The sequence below is a fragment of the Archangium gephyra genome (genome assembly GCF_049060025.1).
GTDB classification, from domain to species: Bacteria; Myxococcota; Myxococcia; order Myxococcales; family Myxococcaceae; genus Archangium; species Archangium gephyra_A.
In genome coordinates this window covers 2,617,521-2,633,356 of sequence record NZ_JBMEQQ010000002.1, presented here as the reverse complement: position 1 = coordinate 2,633,356, position 15,836 = coordinate 2,617,521, and the positions used below count along the sequence as shown (strand labels likewise).

The window sequence follows — 15,836 nt, the reverse complement described above, 5'->3', positions numbered from 1 at the left end:
GTAGGGAATAGCCGGGGACCTTTGTAGTTGCCCGGCGGTAGTGCGGTTTCTACACTCCGCCCCCCTTACATGCGCCCCCTCCTCCTCAGTCTCGCGCTCCTCTCCGCCGCGTGCACCCAAACCGATGACCGGCTGCCGCCTTCGGATCGCTTCGTCTATCCGAGCGGCATCGTGCACCGAGCGGTGCCCGGCTCCACCAACGGCGTTCTCTATGTGTCGAGCGCCAACTTCGATCGGTGCTTCGATCTCGGCACCCTGATGGCGGTCGACCTGGACCGGGTGGCGGGCTCCGGCGGCGAGTCCCTGCAGCCACTCGGCGCCTACACGAACCCGGCCGCCCCGGCCGTGGAGCTCGGACAGCTCAACGTCGCCCCGGAGTCCTTCCGCTACATCGACAACTTCGCGGGCGAGATGCAGCTATGGGAGGACCCGGGCTTCACGGGTGCCCCGGACGCCCGGCTCTTCATCGCCGCTCGTGGGGACAACAACTCGCTGCACTACGTCGACATCAAGGCGCCGACGCAGCTCTCCTGCGTGAACAATCCGGACAGCAACGATTGCACCGCTGGCGCCCTGTCCCTCGTCTCGGGAGTTCAGGATCAGCAGGAGGGCCAGCCGCGCGCGGACGCGCCCTTTGGCGTCTTCTTCGATCCCTTCGGCATCCCCACCCAACCGGACAAGTCGGGGCCTCGGGTGTGGGTGACGCACCTGAACCCGGCGGACTCGCCTATCCGGTCGAGGACGAACTTCGAGTCGTACGTGGTGGACGTGTCCGCCACCACGCCGAAGGACGTCGCGACGACCGAAAAGGAGAAAGACGAGGCCAGCGCCAATCCGAGCGTCTCCCCCGCGGACTTCCACCCGCTGACCCTTCCCAATTTCCCCATCGGCGGCTCCAACTCGGTGGTCGCCGATGAGCGCTACGTCTTCGTCACGGGCCGGCTCTCCGGCGCCGCCATCTCGGACACGTCGCTGGCCCGGCGGTTCCTGGTGCGCGTGTTGGACAAGTACAACCTGGACGCGGGCCGGATCCTCGAACCCGGGCTGGACCTGGGCTTCGCCGCCTCGGAGGCGCGGGGGCTCGCGCTGACCCCGCGGTCCACGACGGCGCCCTCCGCGCCCCGGCGCCTGTACGTGGCCGTGCGCTCGCCGGACACGCTGCTCATCGTCAACGTGCAGGGCATCGAGAAGGAGTCGGACCTGCCCCAGCTCAGCGTGGTGGGCGCGGTGCCCCTGCCGGACGGCCCCACCCAGGTGGCGCTGGTGCCTCGCGGCGAGTTGCGCAGTGAGCTGGTGCTGGTGTCCTGCAGTGACGCCGGCGTGGTGGCCATCTATGACCCGGACGTGGGCCAGGTCGTGGCGCAGGTGTTGGTGGGCGAGCGCAGCGGCACGCAGTCGCCGCAGCCGTTCGGCCTCGCCGTGCAGGAGCAGGGCCCCGGGGCGCGCATCTTCGTCAGCAACTTCGGTGACGGGCGCGTCTCGGTGATCGACATCCCGGATCTCGGCAGCCCGCAGCTTGCCCGGCTGGTGGCGCATCTGGGAGTCCGGCAGGACGTGGGCGAGTCGGCTCAGTGCCAGGAGGAGCAGCTGTGAAGCGCTTGATCGTGTCGTTGATGGTGGTGGCCGGGGCGCTGCTGTCCGCCTGCACCGAGGAAGAGGAGTTTCTCCAGACGGCCGGGCTGGCGGGCACGTACGACGTGGCCCTGGTGTCCTATCCGAAGGAGGGAGCCGAGGCGGGGCCGGATCTGCTCTTCGTCACCTCGGCGGACAACAACGAGCTGCGCGTGCTCTCGCTCGAGGAGCGCCCGGAGGAGCGGCGGTTCATCCGGGCCCCCAATCCGCTGCAGCCGCTCGCCATCCCGGTGCTGCCGCGGCCCCAGGCGCTCACCCGCGACGTGCGTTACGACGCGAGCGGGAACGAGCAGACGGGCCGCCTGGTGTTCGCGCGCAGCAGCGGCTCGACGCAGATCTCCGTCGTGTCCGCGCAGCGCGATGTCCTGCGCGAGGTGCGGCGGATGGACACCACCCGGCTGACGCAGGGAGCCTCGGTGGGTCCGGTGACGGCCTTCGCGGCCAGGGCTCCCGAGGAGCAGGGCGGCGCGACCACGCTCTTCTTCGCCACCCAGGAGACCACCGGGGCCCGGCTCTGGTCGGCGACGCTGCCGGCCCGGACGGTCCTGGAGGGGGAGGTGGGACTGAATGAGGAGGCGAGGACCGAGATTGTGGCGACGCCGCTGCCGGTCCTGACGTTGCCCGCCAGCGTGGCCGTGAACGCGCTCCTCGTGATGCCCGAGCCCGCGGACGTGCCGTCGCATCCCGGGGTGCTCGCCGTGGCCACGCGTGGCGCGGCCGGTACCGTGTACAGGGTGGACCTGCGTCCGGTGGGCGGGGGCGTGCAGGAGCTGAACTTCGGCGGGCAGGTGCTCCAACTCGCCACCCATGGGCAGGTGGACTACCAGGAGGTGCGGCAGATCACCTCGGACACGCGGAGGGAGGAGACCGAGAGAGTGGAGGCGGGCAGGTACCTCTACGGCATCCTCGACCCGTCGAGCTGCGGCGTTCCGGCCCAGTGCACGGGCGTGCTGGCCGTGGACACGAGAACGGGCCGGGTGGCCAAGGACGCCTCGGGCCGGGATGCCCTGGGGAACGTGGATCGCACCCTGAATGACATGCTGCCCCTCAGCGCGGGCTCCGGTCTGCCCACGGGCCTGTCGGTGGTCACCCAGAGGAACCTCCGGGTCCAGGCCGGCGAAGCCGCGGATCGGCTCGACCCGGACCCCGGCGTGACCGCCACCCGGCAGCGCGGTCTCACCCTCCCGCTGCTGGGCATCGTGCCGCTCTCCAACGGGACGATCCTCTTCTTCGACGCGTTGAACATGCTCCACCTCAACGTGGATGCGATCTGGGCCTCGGGGGTGGAGAAGAACACGGTCACCTCCACCCTCACGCTCACCAATGCCCAGGGCGTCGCCCGCGCCCCTCGGGATCCCCGGAATGCCAATCCCGACGTCGTCTTCAACGGCACGTTCGGTGTCACGCGCGACCAGACGTATGTGCTGACGTATCAGGGCCTCCTGCCCGGGATGGCGTCCGTGCAGCGCCAGACGGATGGCGCCTTCCTGGTCCCCTACGTGCCCCGGGCCGGGAAGGGGCCGGTGCCGCAGCCCGGCGACCTCATCACCCTGCTGACGGCCGCGACAGGCGGGCAGGCGTGCGCCACGGAGGTGCGGGTGCTCTCCGTGCAGGCGCCGGTGGCCCCCGCGACCCAGGCCACCCTGGTGCCCTCGGGCGACCTACCGGAGGGCTGCCCCTACGCCGACTACAAGTACTTCCAGGTCCGGGCCGGCGGCGCCCAACCGTTGGTGCTGTCCAGCGGGAGTGAGGACTACCTCGCTCGCCTGGGCACGGGCGGCGAGTACTCGCGCACCGGTCCCTACTTCTTCCACCCGCCCGGCTACACCGGGCTGAGCGAGAACCTGGATGTGCGCATCAGCGTCCCCGGAGAGCGGCTGGACGACCCTCAAATCGGTCTCACCCGGGGGGACCGGTACGTGGTCACGACGGATGGCCACTTCTACCCGTACCTCATCTCGGTGGAGCTGATCGGCAGCCTCTTCTTCTTCCGGTTGCCGGGGTCCGTGGTGCAGGCGACGGTGGATGGGGTGGACTACGCCTACATCGCCTATCCCTCGGCCAACGGGGTCCTCGAGGTCGAGTTGACGAACATCACCGCGGGCGTGGCCAACCGCTTCGGCCTCACCCCGTTCCTGTGAGATTTCGCGTCCCTGGGCGGCTCTGCTAGAGTCCAGGGCTCCAGGATTAGCGAGTCCAGACTCATGATCGACCAGAACTCCCGCCCCGCCCGCAAGGTCGGTATCGCCGACCATTTGTGGGAGACGTACGAAGACATGGCCCAGCAGATGGGCTCGGATCGCGACGCGCTCATCAACCAGGCGCTGTTCATGTTCGCCCGCCTCAACGGTTTCATCGAGGTGGCCCGGACGACGGACCGCGCCGAGGCGCCCGCTCCGCGCGTCGCCGCCGCGGCGCCCGGCAAGGCGTCCGCTCCGCCCGTGCTGCAGCCCGTCAACGGGGGCGCGTCCGCCAAGGCCGCGCCGCCTCCCCGCGATGACACCCCGCTGCCCGCTCCGGCCCCCTCGCGTCCCTCCGCGCGCTCCGCCGCCGCCGAGCCTCCCGCCAACACGCTGGACAACGATCCCGCCCGCCGCGAGGTCGCCGAGCGCGTCCTGGAGACCGCCGCCGAGCTCGAGCGCCTCATCAAGGGCCGGGGCAACGAGCCTCGCGAGGAGATCGACGACGAGCCCCTGCCCGAGGACTCCGACGACTCCGGCATGGACATGGCTCCGGAAGACGAGCCCATGGACCAGGACGAGCCCATGGACCAGGACGGGCCCCTGGACGACGAGCCCATGGACGAGCCGGGTGGGGCCGCCCTCATCCTCACCATCGACAACGGCGAGCCCCAGACCATCACCAAGGAGCGTTTCGTCATCGGCCGCGGCAAGCACTGCGACCTGATGATCAACTCCGGCAAGGTCAGCCGCGAGCACGCCGTCATCGTCCGCGACGGCGACGACTTCTTCATCGAGGACCTGGGTTCCTCCAACGGCACCTGGTTCAACAAGCAGCGGATCAAGCGCCGCAAGGTCGAGGACGGCGACGAGTACTTCATCTGCAGCGAGCGGGTGCGGCTCACCTACGCCTGAGTGCTCGCCGCTGTCTCGGGGGCTGGGCTGTTGGCCAATTGACGGAGAGCGGCCCTCCCTGATTTAGTTCCCAAATCCGCCTCTTTCTGGATTGAGGGGCGGATTGGACATGACTCCCTCTCACATCGCGCTCTGGATCGTCTTGGGGGTGGCGCTGGTGATCTCGGTGGGCACGGACGTGCTGAGCCGCCGGATCCTGGACGTCGTCACCTATCCCTTGATGGGGGTAGGTCTGGGCGTGCGTTGGTGGGCCGAGGGCGTGGGCGGGCTGGAGACGGGGCTGGTGAGCGGGGTGGTGTCCGGGGTGGGGATGGCGTTGCTGCTGGTCCCGGCGGCGAGGGGCGGGAAGATGGGGTGGGGGGACGTGAAATTGATGGCGGGCGTGGGGGTGGTGTTGGGGTTCCCCACGGTGATGGCGGCCGCGGCCTTCATCTCCCTGGTGGGGGCGCTGCAGGCGGTGGTGACGCTGGTGTGGCACGGCGCCGTCTGGGAGACGCTGGGCAACATGGTGCGGCGGTGGGCGGTACGGGTCCGGTTGTTGGACGAGGGCACGGCCAACGCGCCGGGGCGCCACATCCCGTACGGCGTGGCGATCGCACTGGGTACTTTCTGGGCCATGTACTGGCAGCACGACAAACTGGGGTAGTTCGGATGCGACGCGAAGGGACTCTCACGATGCTTGGACGCTTCACGCAGGTGGCCGCGCTCGGCACCCTGCTGGCCCTGTTCGCCGCGGGTACAGCTCGCGCCCAGGAGAGCAGCACCATCAACCTCGGCGTGGGCACCCAGAAGGTGATCACCGTGCCCGGTACCACCCGCATCGCGCTGGGTGACCCGAACGTCGCCGAGGTGAAGGTCATCGGCAACAACCAGATCCTCCTGCAGGGTCAGGCCGAGGGAAAGACGACGCTGCTCGTCTGGAAGAGCTCCGGCCAGCGCGTCAGCTACCTCGTCACCGTGCGCAAGCAGGACCCCAACGAGGTCATCTCCGAGCTCAAGAAGCTGCTCGGGGAGATCGAGGGCGTGTCCGTACGCATGGTGGGTGACCGCATCTACCTGGAAGGCCAGGCGTACACGGCGGGTGACGCCGAGCGCATCGATCAGGTGGTGTCGCTCTACCCGAACGTGAAGAGCTTCGTGAAGGTGGCGCCCAACGCCAAGAAGCTGGTGGCGCAGAACCTCACCGCCGCCTTCCAGAAGGCCGGCCTGCGCAACGTGCAGGTCAACGTGGTGGGCTCCACCATCTTCCTGGAGGGCTCGGTGGAGAGCCAGCAGGACCTCCAGAAGTCCGAGCTCATCGTCAAGGCGGTGGGCGAGAAGGTGGAGAACCTGCTCGTCGTCGGCATCAAGCGGATGATCCTCTCCGAGGTGCAGTTCGTCGAGATCCGCCGCAACTCGAAGGACCGCTACGGGATCAAATACCCCACCGACATCACCGGCAGCGTGTCCGCCACGGCCGCCATCAACCAGGACCTGTTCCCCGGCACGTTCGGCTCGGGCCGCGGCCTGCTGTCCATCATCGGCGGCTCGGACTTCTCCGTGGGCTTCCAGGGCAACGACGGCTACGGCCGGCTCCTGGCGCAGCCCAAGCTGGTGTGCGCCAGCGGCGAGAAGGCCGAGTTCCTCGCGGGCGGTGAGGTGCCGATTCCCCTCATCACCCAGAACCAGTTCTCGGTGGAGTACAAGCCCTACGGCGTCATCCTCAACCTGCGCCCCACCGCGGACCGCAACGGCAACATCCAGACGGAGATCGAGGCCGAGGCGAGCGAGATCGACACCTCGGTGGCCGTGTCCTTCGGCAGCTCCTCGGCCATCCCCGGCTTCCGTACCCGCAAGGTGAAGACGAACGTCACCGTGCGCCACGGCGAGACGATCGTCCTGTCCGGCGTCTTCAGCCACGACGAGCAGAAGGCCGTCTCCAAGCTGCCGGGCCTGGGCCACATTCCCATCCTCGGCGAGCTCTTCAAGAGCCGCGCCTTCGACTCCACCAAGCGCGAGCTGGTCATCTTCGTCACGCCCCGCATCGTCAACCCGGACTCGGACAAGATCCGGACGATCATCGAGGACGTGAAGAGCCGCTACAAGCAGGCCCGCTCCGAGGTCAACTTCAACATCTTCGACTGAGCGCCCCCACGGCTGCTCGGCTGCTTGAGGCCGGCCTCATCCCCCAGGGGATGGGCGCCGGCCTCGGTGCTTTCAGGGCCTCATGCGTCGCCTCCTCTTTGAGGGGACGTGCGTGCCTTGGTAGCATCCGCGCCATGTTTCTCGTCACGCTCGAGGAAAAGGGCGGTGGTACCGAGCAGATCGAGTTCGAAAAGAACGAGATCACCATCGGCCGCCTCGCAGGGAACGACATCGTCCTCGGTAAGGGCAACGTCTCCAAGTACCACTCGAAGATCGTCGCCAAGGACGGCAAGCTCATCGTCGTGGACATGAAGTCCACGAACGGCACCTTCGTGAACGGCAAGAAGATCGCCGGTCCGCAGGTGGTGAAGCCGGCCGATCAGATCTTCATCGGCGATTACATCATCAACGTGGAGCCCCTGGAGGAGCAGGGCTCCATGACGCGCACCGCGCCTCCCGAAGGGGAGTACTACGAGGAGGACCAGGGCTACGACGACGGCGGGGACGGGCAGGGCGCCTACGAGGAGGAGCCGTACGACGAGCCTCCTCCGCCCCAGGCCCCGGCCGCCAATGGGCGCATGCCGGCCTCGCTGGCCTCGGCGCTGGCGAAGAACAAGAAGCGCGTGGACCCCCGGCTGGAGGCCTATACCCGGCTCCAGAAGGAGATCCACGACCGCCTCATCGAGTACCTCGATCTGCGCCGCATGGACATGGACCGGCTCGGCGACGACGAGCTGTGGCGCCGCACCGAGAAGGCCATCCGCGACATCATCGACCAGATGGAGGCCGATGGCGAGCTTCCCGTCCGAGGTGGACCGGGAGGAGCTGCTCACCGACGTCATCAACGAGGCGCTGGGCCTGGGGCCCCTCGAGGCGTTCCTCGCGTCGGATGAGATCAGCGAGATCATGGTGAACCACGCCAACCAGATCTACATCGAGCGCAAGGGCAAGCTCGTCCTCTCCGAGAAGACGTTCAGCTCGAACCAGGCGGTGCTCGGCGTGATTGAACGCATCGTGGCGCCCATCGGCCGGCGCATCGACGAGTCCAGCCCGCTGGTGGACGCGCGCCTCAAGGACGGCAGCCGCGTCAACGCCATCATCCCGCCGCTGGCGCTCAAGGGACCCTGCATCACCATCCGCAAGTTCAAGAAGGACTCGCTGAAGATCCAGGATCTCGTCAAGTTCAAGACCGTCACGGCGCAGATGGCCGAGTTCCTGGAGATGTGCGTCAAGGCGCGCAAGAACATCGTCATCTCCGGCGGTACGGGCTCGGGCAAGACGACGACGCTCAACATCATCAGCTCCTTCATCCCCGAGGACGAGCGCATCGTCACGGTGGAGGACGCCGCCGAGCTGCAGCTTCCCCAGGATCACTGGGTGCAGCTCGAGAGCCGCCCGCCCAACCTGGAAGGCAAGGGCGCCATCACCATCCGCGACCTGGTGAAGAACTGCCTGCGCATGCGGCCGGACCGGATCGTCGTGGGAGAGTGCCGCGCGGGCGAGACGCTGGACATGCTCCAGGCGATGAACACGGGCCACGACGGCTCGCTCACCACGCTGCACGCCAACACGCCGCGCGACGCCATCGCCCGGCTGGAGACGATGGTGCTGATGAGCGGCATGGAGCTGCCGGTGAAGGCCATCCGCGAGCAGATCGCCAGCGCCGTTCACATCATCGTGCAGCAGACGCGCTTCTCGGACGGGACGCGGAAGATCTGCTTCATCACCGAGATCGCCGGCATGGAGGTGGACATCGTCACCCTCCAGGACATCTTCTATTACAAGCAGGAAGGCTTCACGGAGGACGGGAAGGTGCGCGGGCGCTACGTGGCCAGCGGCTTCGTGCCGAAGTTCTACGATGACCTGCAGCGCAAGGGCATCCCCGTCAACATGAGCATCTTCCGCGAGGACTGACGCCACCATGCCTACCCTGGTCGTCCGTCATCCCGACGGCAGCGAGAGCGAGCACGAGCTTTCCGGTGAGCTGAAGATAGGCCGCCAGGAAGGCCAGAATGATCTGGTCCTTGCCGAGGGCGGTGTGTCGCGCCGCCACTCCCGTTTCTACGTGGAGGGCGGCAAGGTGATGGTGGAGGACGTGGGCAGCGCCAACGGCACCTTCGTGGATGGCCAGCGCATCACCGGCATGACGGTGCTCACGCCCAGGTCCAAGGTGCTGCTGGGAGACTACGAGCTGCGGCTCAAGGCGCCCGCGGCCCCACGCGCCACCGGCGTGCGCAAGGCGGAGCCGCCGGCCGCGGGGGACGCGCCCCTGCCGCGCTCGGCCACCCGCGCCATGCCCGCCGTCAAGCGGCCCGCCCCGGGCGCCGGAGGCCCCTCGGCCCTGGCGAAGCGTCCCCGTCCCGGAAGCCCGGGCGGCGCGCCGGCGGGGGAGGGGAGCGGAGGTCTGGTGCTCAAGGGCCTCACCGGTCCCTGGGCCAACAAGCGCTACCCCGTGCAGGGCAAGCTGGTGGTGGGCCGTCAGGCGCCCGCCACGGTGGTCCTGGAAGACGACTCGGTGAGCCGCAAGCACGCCGAGGTGGAGCAGACGCCCGAGGGCGCGGTGCTGCGCGATCTGGGCAGCGCCAACGGCACGCTCGTCAATGGCGAGCCCATGGGCACGCAGCCGGTGGTGCTGCAGCCCGGGGACGTCATCACCTTCGGCATGGTGGAGGTGGAGGTCGAGGGTCCCGCCGGGGCCTCCAACCTGCCCGTGCGGCGTGGGCGCGACGTGCCCTCGCGCCGTGGCGCGGGCGGTGACGGCGCGCAGGCCGCCGAGGCGCCCGCGGCGGGCGCTGCTCCGGCCTCGCGCAAGCGGCTGCTGGTGGTGGCCGTCAGCGTGGTGGGCCTGCTGCTGGTGGCGGGCATCGTCAAGAGCACCCAGGGCGGCGGGGGCGCGGGCACCGCGCCCATCAAGAAGGGCCCTCCGCCTCCGAGCCCCACCGAGCTGGTGCAGGAGGCGCTCAGCCAGTGCCGCTCCTACTCCTCCATGGAGCTGGGCAGCGAGCCGGACTGGGCGAGGGCCGAGACGGCCTGCTCGAAGGCGCTGGATGTCGATCCGATCAACGCCGAAGCCAACACGCTGATGCGCCGCATCAAGCTGGAGAAGGAGGCCGCCGACTTCTTCGTGCAGGGCCAGAAGGCGCTCGGACGGCTCAAGGAGGAGGAGGCGCTGGATCTCTTCAAGAAGATCCCCAAGGAGAGCGCCTACTTCCGCCGCGCCAAGCCCAAGGTGCAGGAGGCGGTGGCCCAGGTGGTGAAGCGCGCCCAGGACGACTGCAAGAGCTACCTGCGTGACGGCAACTGGGCGCCCGCGGTGCCCCGGTGCGAGCGCTTCATGGGCTTCGCCTGCCAGAAGATGTCCCGCGAGGAGCTGGAGCCGCCCATCGGCTACACCCTGGTGCTCGACAAGAAGAAGCGGCTGGGGCGCAACGAGTGGCGGCCCAAGGACAAGCTCTACCTGGACTTCCTCATCGCCCGGCAGCGCCTGGAGCCCAACGCTCCGCCCTGGCGCTGCCCGGTGTCGGAGATCTTCTTCGAGGACGAGGCCGCGCCGGATCCCAGGAAGCTGGTGGAGGAGGTCTTCAAGAAGCAGCTCCCCCACAAGTTCATGGTCGCGGCGATGATGGACTACTGGGGCGGGCGCGGGAACGAGTCGGTCGCCACCCTGCAGAAGCTGCGCTCCAACTACGAGCTGGCCCAGTACCACGGCGATGCGGACAAGCTGCTCACGGACGTGAGCAACGTGGATCAGCTCTTCAAGATCGGCCAGGGCCACCTGCAGAACGAGGACGTGGAGAAGGCCGCCGAGCCGATGCTGGAGGCGCTGGACGTGGACAAGCGGTTGATGGGCGACATGGCCGACGCCCGGCCGTCCTTCTACAAGCGCAACATCCAGCAGGACATGGCCGCCAAGGCCATCGCCCGGGGCAAGTACTGGGCGGAGCGTGGGGATTCGCGCCGCGCCTGCCGCATCTGGAAGCTGGGCTTCCGCTTCTACGCGGGCAACACGGACCTGAACTCGCAGGTGGGCCGCTGCTCCACCCGTGGCCTGCAGGCCTTCAAGGCCGCCGAGACCTGCGCGGACCTGGATGCCGTGCTGGACCTCGCCGTCCCGGGTGACGGGCTCGAGGAGAAGGTGGTGGCCGCGAAGAAGGAGAACGACTGCTGAGTCCCTGGATGCCCCGGGAGCGTTGACGGTTGCTCCCCGGGGGCGTCCCCGGCATGGACAGGGGGCGGGGGCTCGATTATGGCCGGGGACCTATGGTTCCCAGCCCTCCGGGCGGCTCGTCCCGCCTCGTCCTGATCGACGCCTCCAGCTTCATCTTCCGCGCCTATCACGCGATTCCTCCCCTGACGAACCGCAAGGGTGTGCCCACCAACGCCACCCTGGGTTTCACCCGTCAGGTGCTCAAGGCGCTCAAGGAGCTGAACCCCACCCACGTCGCGCTCGCCTTCGACAAGGAGAGCCGCGCCGAGCGCCAGAAGATCGACCCCAACTACAAGGCCAACCGGCAGGAAACGCCGGAGGACCTGTCCCAGCAGTTCCCCTACATCCGCCAGGTGGTGGAGGCGCTCCACCTGCCCGTGTTGGAGGTGGCCGGCTGGGAGGCGGACGACGTCATCGGCACCCTGGCCCGGCGAGCCAAGGCCGAGGGCTTCTGCGTCCTGGTGGTCACCGGCGACAAGGACTTCGTGCAGATCGTCGACGAGGACGTGCACCTGTACGATCCGCAGAACGAGCGCTACACGGACCCGGCCGGGGTGAAGGAGCGGCTGGGGATCGAACCGAAGCAGATGCGCGACTACCTGGCGCTCATCGGCGACGCGGTGGACAACGTCCCCAAGGTGCCGGGCATCGGCCCGAAGTCGGCGGTGGAGCTGCTGACCCAGTTCGGCTCGGTGGACGCGATGCTCGAGCGGCTCTCCGAGGTGAAGAAGCCGAAGATGCGCGAGGCCATCGCGGCGCACCGGGAGAGTCTGCTGCGCGCGCGCGACCTGGTGACGTTCCGCACGGACCTGCAGCTCGACGTGACCATCGAGGACCTGAAGCGCCAGCCGCCGCATGACGAGCAGCTGCGCCAGCTCTTCACCGATCTGGAGTTCTCCGCGCTGCTGCGGGAGCTGCCGGCGAAGGCGGCCACGGGCGGCGAGGGCACCGGAGAGGGCACGGGGGCGGCGCCGAGGACGGCCGCGAAGCTGCCGGCGCAGACGGAGATCGTCACCACGAAGGAGGCGCTCCAGGCGCTGGCCACCGCGGTGCGCGAGGCGGGCGCGGTGACGCTGGTGCCCGCGTACGAGGGCCTGCCCTTCGCCGGATTGCTGGTGGGCCTGGGGGTGGCGCTGAAGGACGGCACCACGCGCTACGTGCCGCTGGCCCACGAGGGGCTCGGCGTGGAGCAGGTGCGGCCCGCGGACTTCAAGGCGGCCCTCCAGGGCGTGCTGGAGGACGCGGCGGTGAAGAAGGGCGGGCATGACCTCAAGGCCCTCTGGCTGTTGCTGAATCGCGAGGGCATCCGCCTGAGGGGAGGGGAGGACGACGTCGAGCTCCTCAGCTACCTGCTGGATGCCTCGCGGCGCGATCACAGCGTGGAGTTCCTCGCCCGCGAGCGGCTCCAGGTGGACCTGCCCGAGCTGCCCACCACCAGCGGACGCAAGGCCCGCGCGCTGAAGGAGTACTCCCCCCAGGAGGTGGCGCTGGCGTACGCGGTCCGGGCGGAAGCGGCGCGGCAGCTCTCCCCCGGGCTGTGGGAGGAGCTGGAGCCCCTGGGCCTGACGAAGCTCGCGCGGGAGCTGGAGCTGCCGTTGGTGCCGCTGCTCGCGCGCATGGAGTCGCGTGGCGTGAGGGTGGACGTGAAGGTCCTCCGGCAGATCTCCGACAAGGTGGGCGCCGAGTGCGAGGCGAAGGTGAAGGAGATCCACACGCTCGCGGGTACCGAGTTCAACGTGGGCTCCAACCCGCAGCTCGCCGAGGTGCTCTACAAGAAGCTGGAGCTGCCCGTGCTCAAGCGCGGGAAGACGGGCCCCTCCACGGACCAGGAGGTGCTGGAGAAGCTGGCGGAGGTGAACCCGCTGCCGCGCGCCATCATCGAGTACCGCTCGCTGTCCAAGCTCAAGAGCACCTACCTGGACACGCTGCCGGAGCTGGCGAGGAACGGGCGCATCCACACCACGTTCCACCAGGCGGCCACCGCCACCGGGCGGCTGTCCTCGTCGGATCCCAACCTGCAAAACATCCCCATCCGCACCGAGCTGGGAATGGAGATCCGCCGCGCCTTCATCGCGGACGAGGGGAAGCAGCTCGTCTCCGCGGATTACAGTCAGATCGAGCTGCGGCTGCTGGCGCACATCGCCGAGGACCCGGTGCTCATCGACGCCTTCGCCCGGGACGAGGACATCCATAGCCGCACGGCGGCGGAGATCTTCGGCGTGGCGCAGGATCAGGTGACGAGGGATCAGCGGCGCGTGGCCAAGACGGTCAACTTCGGCATCGCCTACGGCCTGAGCCTCCTACGGTCTGTCCACGCGCCTCAACATCCCCGACGAGGAGGCGCGCGACATCATCGAGCGCTACTTCACCCGCTACGCCGGCATCAAACGCTACCTGGAGGAGACGGTGCGGGTGGCGCGCGAGAGGGGATACGTGGAGACGCTCTTCGGGCGGCGCCGGCCCATGGCGGATCTGCGCGCGAAGAACCGTCAGGTGGTGCAGGCGGCCGAGCGCGCCGCCATCAACATGCCGATCCAGGGCACGGCGGCGGACCTCATCAAGAAGGCGATGCTGGCGGTGGACGCGGAGCTGGAGAAGCAGGGCCTGCAAACGCAGATGCTGCTGCAGGTGCACGACGAATTGCTCTTCGAGGCCCCGGAGGACGAGGTGGAGAAGGTGAAGGAGCTGGCGCGGCGGTGCATGAACGCCGTGATGCAGCTCAAGGTGCCCCTCAAGGTGGAAGTGGGGGCGGGACGGACGTGGGCGGACGCGCACTGATGTCTCCGCGCGCCGTCCTCGCGCTGGGGCTGTTGCTGCTGGTGCCGCAGTGGGCTCGAGCATCTTCGCCGCTGGAGCGCGTGGCGGTCAGAGCGCAGCACAGCCCCACCTACGGCCGTGGGCTCGAGCTCACCTTCGAGCCGCTCGGGCCGGACCCGGCCCTGGCTCGGTTCACCGTGGAAGAAGCCCGGGCGTTCGTCGAGGCCCTGGAGACGGCCTTCCAGGCGCCAAAGCCGCGTTCAGGGCGGCCTTCCCTCGCGGGACTCCCTCCGCTCGCGATGACGGCGGGCCTTCTCTCGGGGCCTCCGCCGGGCGCTCATTCGTCCGACCTGGAGCGGCGCGTGCGCGCGGCATACATGGAGGTTTTCGGTCCTCCCTCGATGCCGCTGCCGTCCTCGATCGAGAGCAGCCGGTGGTTCCTGGCACTCAAACTCTCGCCTCGCTACATGGACGAGGGCGTGCGCGCGGCGGCCATGGAGCTGCTCAGCTCTCCTGCCGTCGCGTATTCCATGGCCCTGTCCATGATGCTGTACATGGCGGCGTGGGCCGCGCCCGAGCCTGTCTTCTCCAAGGCCCTGGCCTCGGCGGTGACCCTCGGGCTGTTGATGACCTACAGCGCGGCGGAGCCTACACCGTCGGGCAGGCGTGTCTGAATCTGTACCGGGAAGCGGAGGCCGCGAGGACGCAGGAGGAACTGGAGGCCGCCGCCGCGCGCTTTGGTCAGTCAATCGGGGGAGTGGGGTTTCGCGTGCTGGTGACAGTGGCCGGGGCGAAGCTGGCCAAGGGACTGCCGGAGGTGCCCAAGGGAGGGATGTGGGCGAGCCTTTCGCCACCACGCTTCGCTTTCATGGGAGGCGGCGCTCGGGGAGGTTTTTCAATCGGAGCGGGCACACGCGCCCAGGTGAACGTGGCGAATGGCACGGTGGTGCTCATGGGCGTGTCCGCGAATACGGCGGCCTCCGCGGTGGCCTCGGCAGGGGCTTCCTCCCGGACGACGGGAGCCTGCCGTGAGGCCTCGGACAAGGGAGACGCCAAAGCCCACCACCTCGCCACGAACAAGAACGACATATCCGATGTCAGTGGTGGTCCCTGGACCCCGCTGTTCAAGCGCCTCTTCGATCGGGCTGGAATGAGCTTCGATGATCCTGCGAACATCGTCTATCTCATCGGCCACGTGGGCCCACACCCTAAGCCGTACCATGAAGAGGTATTCCGCCGCCTCCAGGATGCACTTGGGGAATGCCAGACCCAAGCCTCCTGCCGGAGCAGGCTCGTCAAGTCTCTCGACAACATTGCCCGTGACGTATGCACGTCCGGCTCGGACCTCAACAAGCTTGCCACGAGGAAACCATGAGCGCTCCCCCGCGTTATTTCGAGCTGTGGGATGAGATGAGTGTGCCGGGCCGTTGGGTGTTGTATCAGACAGACATTGATGAGCATGGACGGAAGATGGACCCCTGGCAGTTCAAGAGAGGGACACTGCTCCAGTTGGAGGGACGCCCCGTTCTTGGCATCGCCCATCCTGGCATTCCGCTGGATTTCAGCCTGACCGAACTCGCCACGCCCGTGGTGACCGGACGCGTCGTCTCTCTTTTCGAGCAACTGGAGCTTGAAGATGAGATCCAATTCATTCCAGCTCAGGTTGAAGGGCAGACCGACCCCTTCTTCATCCTCAATGTCTTGCATGTCATCCGGTGCATTGACGACGCTCGGTGCGAGCACGTCTCGTACTGGACGCCCGAGGATGGGGTGCCGGAGTTGGTTGGCAAGTATGAGAATGTCAGGGGATTGAAGGTGGACCCCGCCACGATGGGAGACGTCAGCATTCTGCCGCCCCTGGGGGTGGACGGGTGCCATCATCCTCACGGAGCGCATCAAGCTGGCCATGGAGCGCGCGGGGCTGACCGGCCTCCGGTTCAGGGAAGCCTGACGTGCGCGGTGCCTGAAAAAACCTGGGCGGACGCATACCCCCGTATGCGTCCGCCCCGGAAAACAACGCC

General features: G+C 68.2%; 8 protein-coding genes and 2 pseudogenes. All 10 read left to right on the top strand.

Features of this window, described 5'->3' with window-relative positions; translation table 11 throughout:
* Nucleotides 1–69 precede the first annotated feature (69 nt).
* Nucleotides 70–1,593, top strand: coding sequence for a YncE family protein (locus ACN28I_RS11320; RefSeq protein WP_420942069.1), 1,524 nt, complete (start codon nucleotides 70–72; stop codon nucleotides 1,591–1,593).
* A complete protein-coding gene (locus tag ACN28I_RS11315) occupies nucleotides 1,590–3,773 on the top strand; it encodes a hypothetical protein (protein WP_420942068.1) in 2,184 nt (727 codons plus the stop codon). Before ACN28I_RS11320 ends, ACN28I_RS11315 begins: the two co-directional genes overlap by 4 nt.
* A gap of 63 nt (nucleotides 3,774–3,836) precedes the next feature.
* Nucleotides 3,837–4,727, top strand: a complete 891-nt coding sequence (locus ACN28I_RS11310; RefSeq protein WP_420942067.1) for an FHA domain-containing protein — start codon at nucleotides 3,837–3,839, stop codon at nucleotides 4,725–4,727.
* A 109-nt stretch (nucleotides 4,728–4,836) separates the two neighbouring features.
* Nucleotides 4,837–5,373 carry an A24 family peptidase gene (locus ACN28I_RS11305; RefSeq protein ID WP_420942066.1) on the top strand — a complete coding sequence of 179 codons (537 nt, stop codon included), beginning with the start codon at nucleotides 4,837–4,839 and terminating at the stop codon, nucleotides 5,371–5,373.
* Nucleotides 5,374–5,402: 29 nt separating this feature from the next.
* Nucleotides 5,403–6,851: a type II and III secretion system protein family protein gene (locus ACN28I_RS11300; protein WP_420942065.1), complete on the top strand. Its 1,449-nt coding sequence runs from the start codon at nucleotides 5,403–5,405 to the stop codon at nucleotides 6,849–6,851.
* Nucleotides 6,852–6,985: 134 nt separating this feature from the next.
* Nucleotides 6,986–8,765 (top strand): annotated as a pseudogene (locus tag ACN28I_RS11295) (ATPase, T2SS/T4P/T4SS family).
* Nucleotides 8,766–8,772: 7 nt separating this feature from the next.
* On the top strand, nucleotides 8,773–11,019 hold the full coding sequence (locus ACN28I_RS11290) for an FHA domain-containing protein (protein WP_420942064.1): 2,247 nt from the start codon (nucleotides 8,773–8,775) through the stop codon (nucleotides 11,017–11,019).
* Nucleotides 11,020–11,111: 92 nt separating this feature from the next.
* A pseudogene (polA, locus tag ACN28I_RS11285) lies at nucleotides 11,112–13,836 on the top strand (DNA polymerase I).
* Nucleotides 13,836–14,489 carry a hypothetical protein gene (locus tag ACN28I_RS11280; protein ID WP_420942063.1) on the top strand — a complete coding sequence of 218 codons (654 nt, stop codon included), beginning with the start codon at nucleotides 13,836–13,838 and terminating at the stop codon, nucleotides 14,487–14,489. The pseudogene polA and the gene ACN28I_RS11280 overlap by 1 nt, the downstream one beginning before the upstream one ends.
* 95 nt (nucleotides 14,490–14,584) lie before the next feature.
* On the top strand, nucleotides 14,585–15,190 hold the full coding sequence (locus ACN28I_RS11275) for an AHH domain-containing protein (protein ID WP_420942062.1): 606 nt from the start codon (nucleotides 14,585–14,587) through the stop codon (nucleotides 15,188–15,190).
* Nucleotides 15,191–15,836 lie beyond the last annotated feature (646 nt).

Coding starts and splice junctions, on each gene's coding strand:
- ACN28I_RS11305 (WP_420942066.1), top strand. CDS start 4,837: ATGACTCCCTCTCACATCGCGCTCTGGATCGTCTTGGGGGTGGCGCTG.
- ACN28I_RS11290 (WP_420942064.1), top strand. CDS start 8,773: ATGCCTACCCTGGTCGTCCGTCATCCCGACGGCAGCGAGAGCGAGCAC.
- ACN28I_RS11320 (WP_420942069.1), top strand. CDS start 70: ATGCGCCCCCTCCTCCTCAGTCTCGCGCTCCTCTCCGCCGCGTGCACC.
- ACN28I_RS11300 (WP_420942065.1), top strand. CDS start 5,403: ATGCTTGGACGCTTCACGCAGGTGGCCGCGCTCGGCACCCTGCTGGCC.
- ACN28I_RS11310 (WP_420942067.1), top strand. CDS start 3,837: ATGATCGACCAGAACTCCCGCCCCGCCCGCAAGGTCGGTATCGCCGAC.
- ACN28I_RS11280 (WP_420942063.1), top strand. CDS start 13,836: ATGTCTCCGCGCGCCGTCCTCGCGCTGGGGCTGTTGCTGCTGGTGCCG.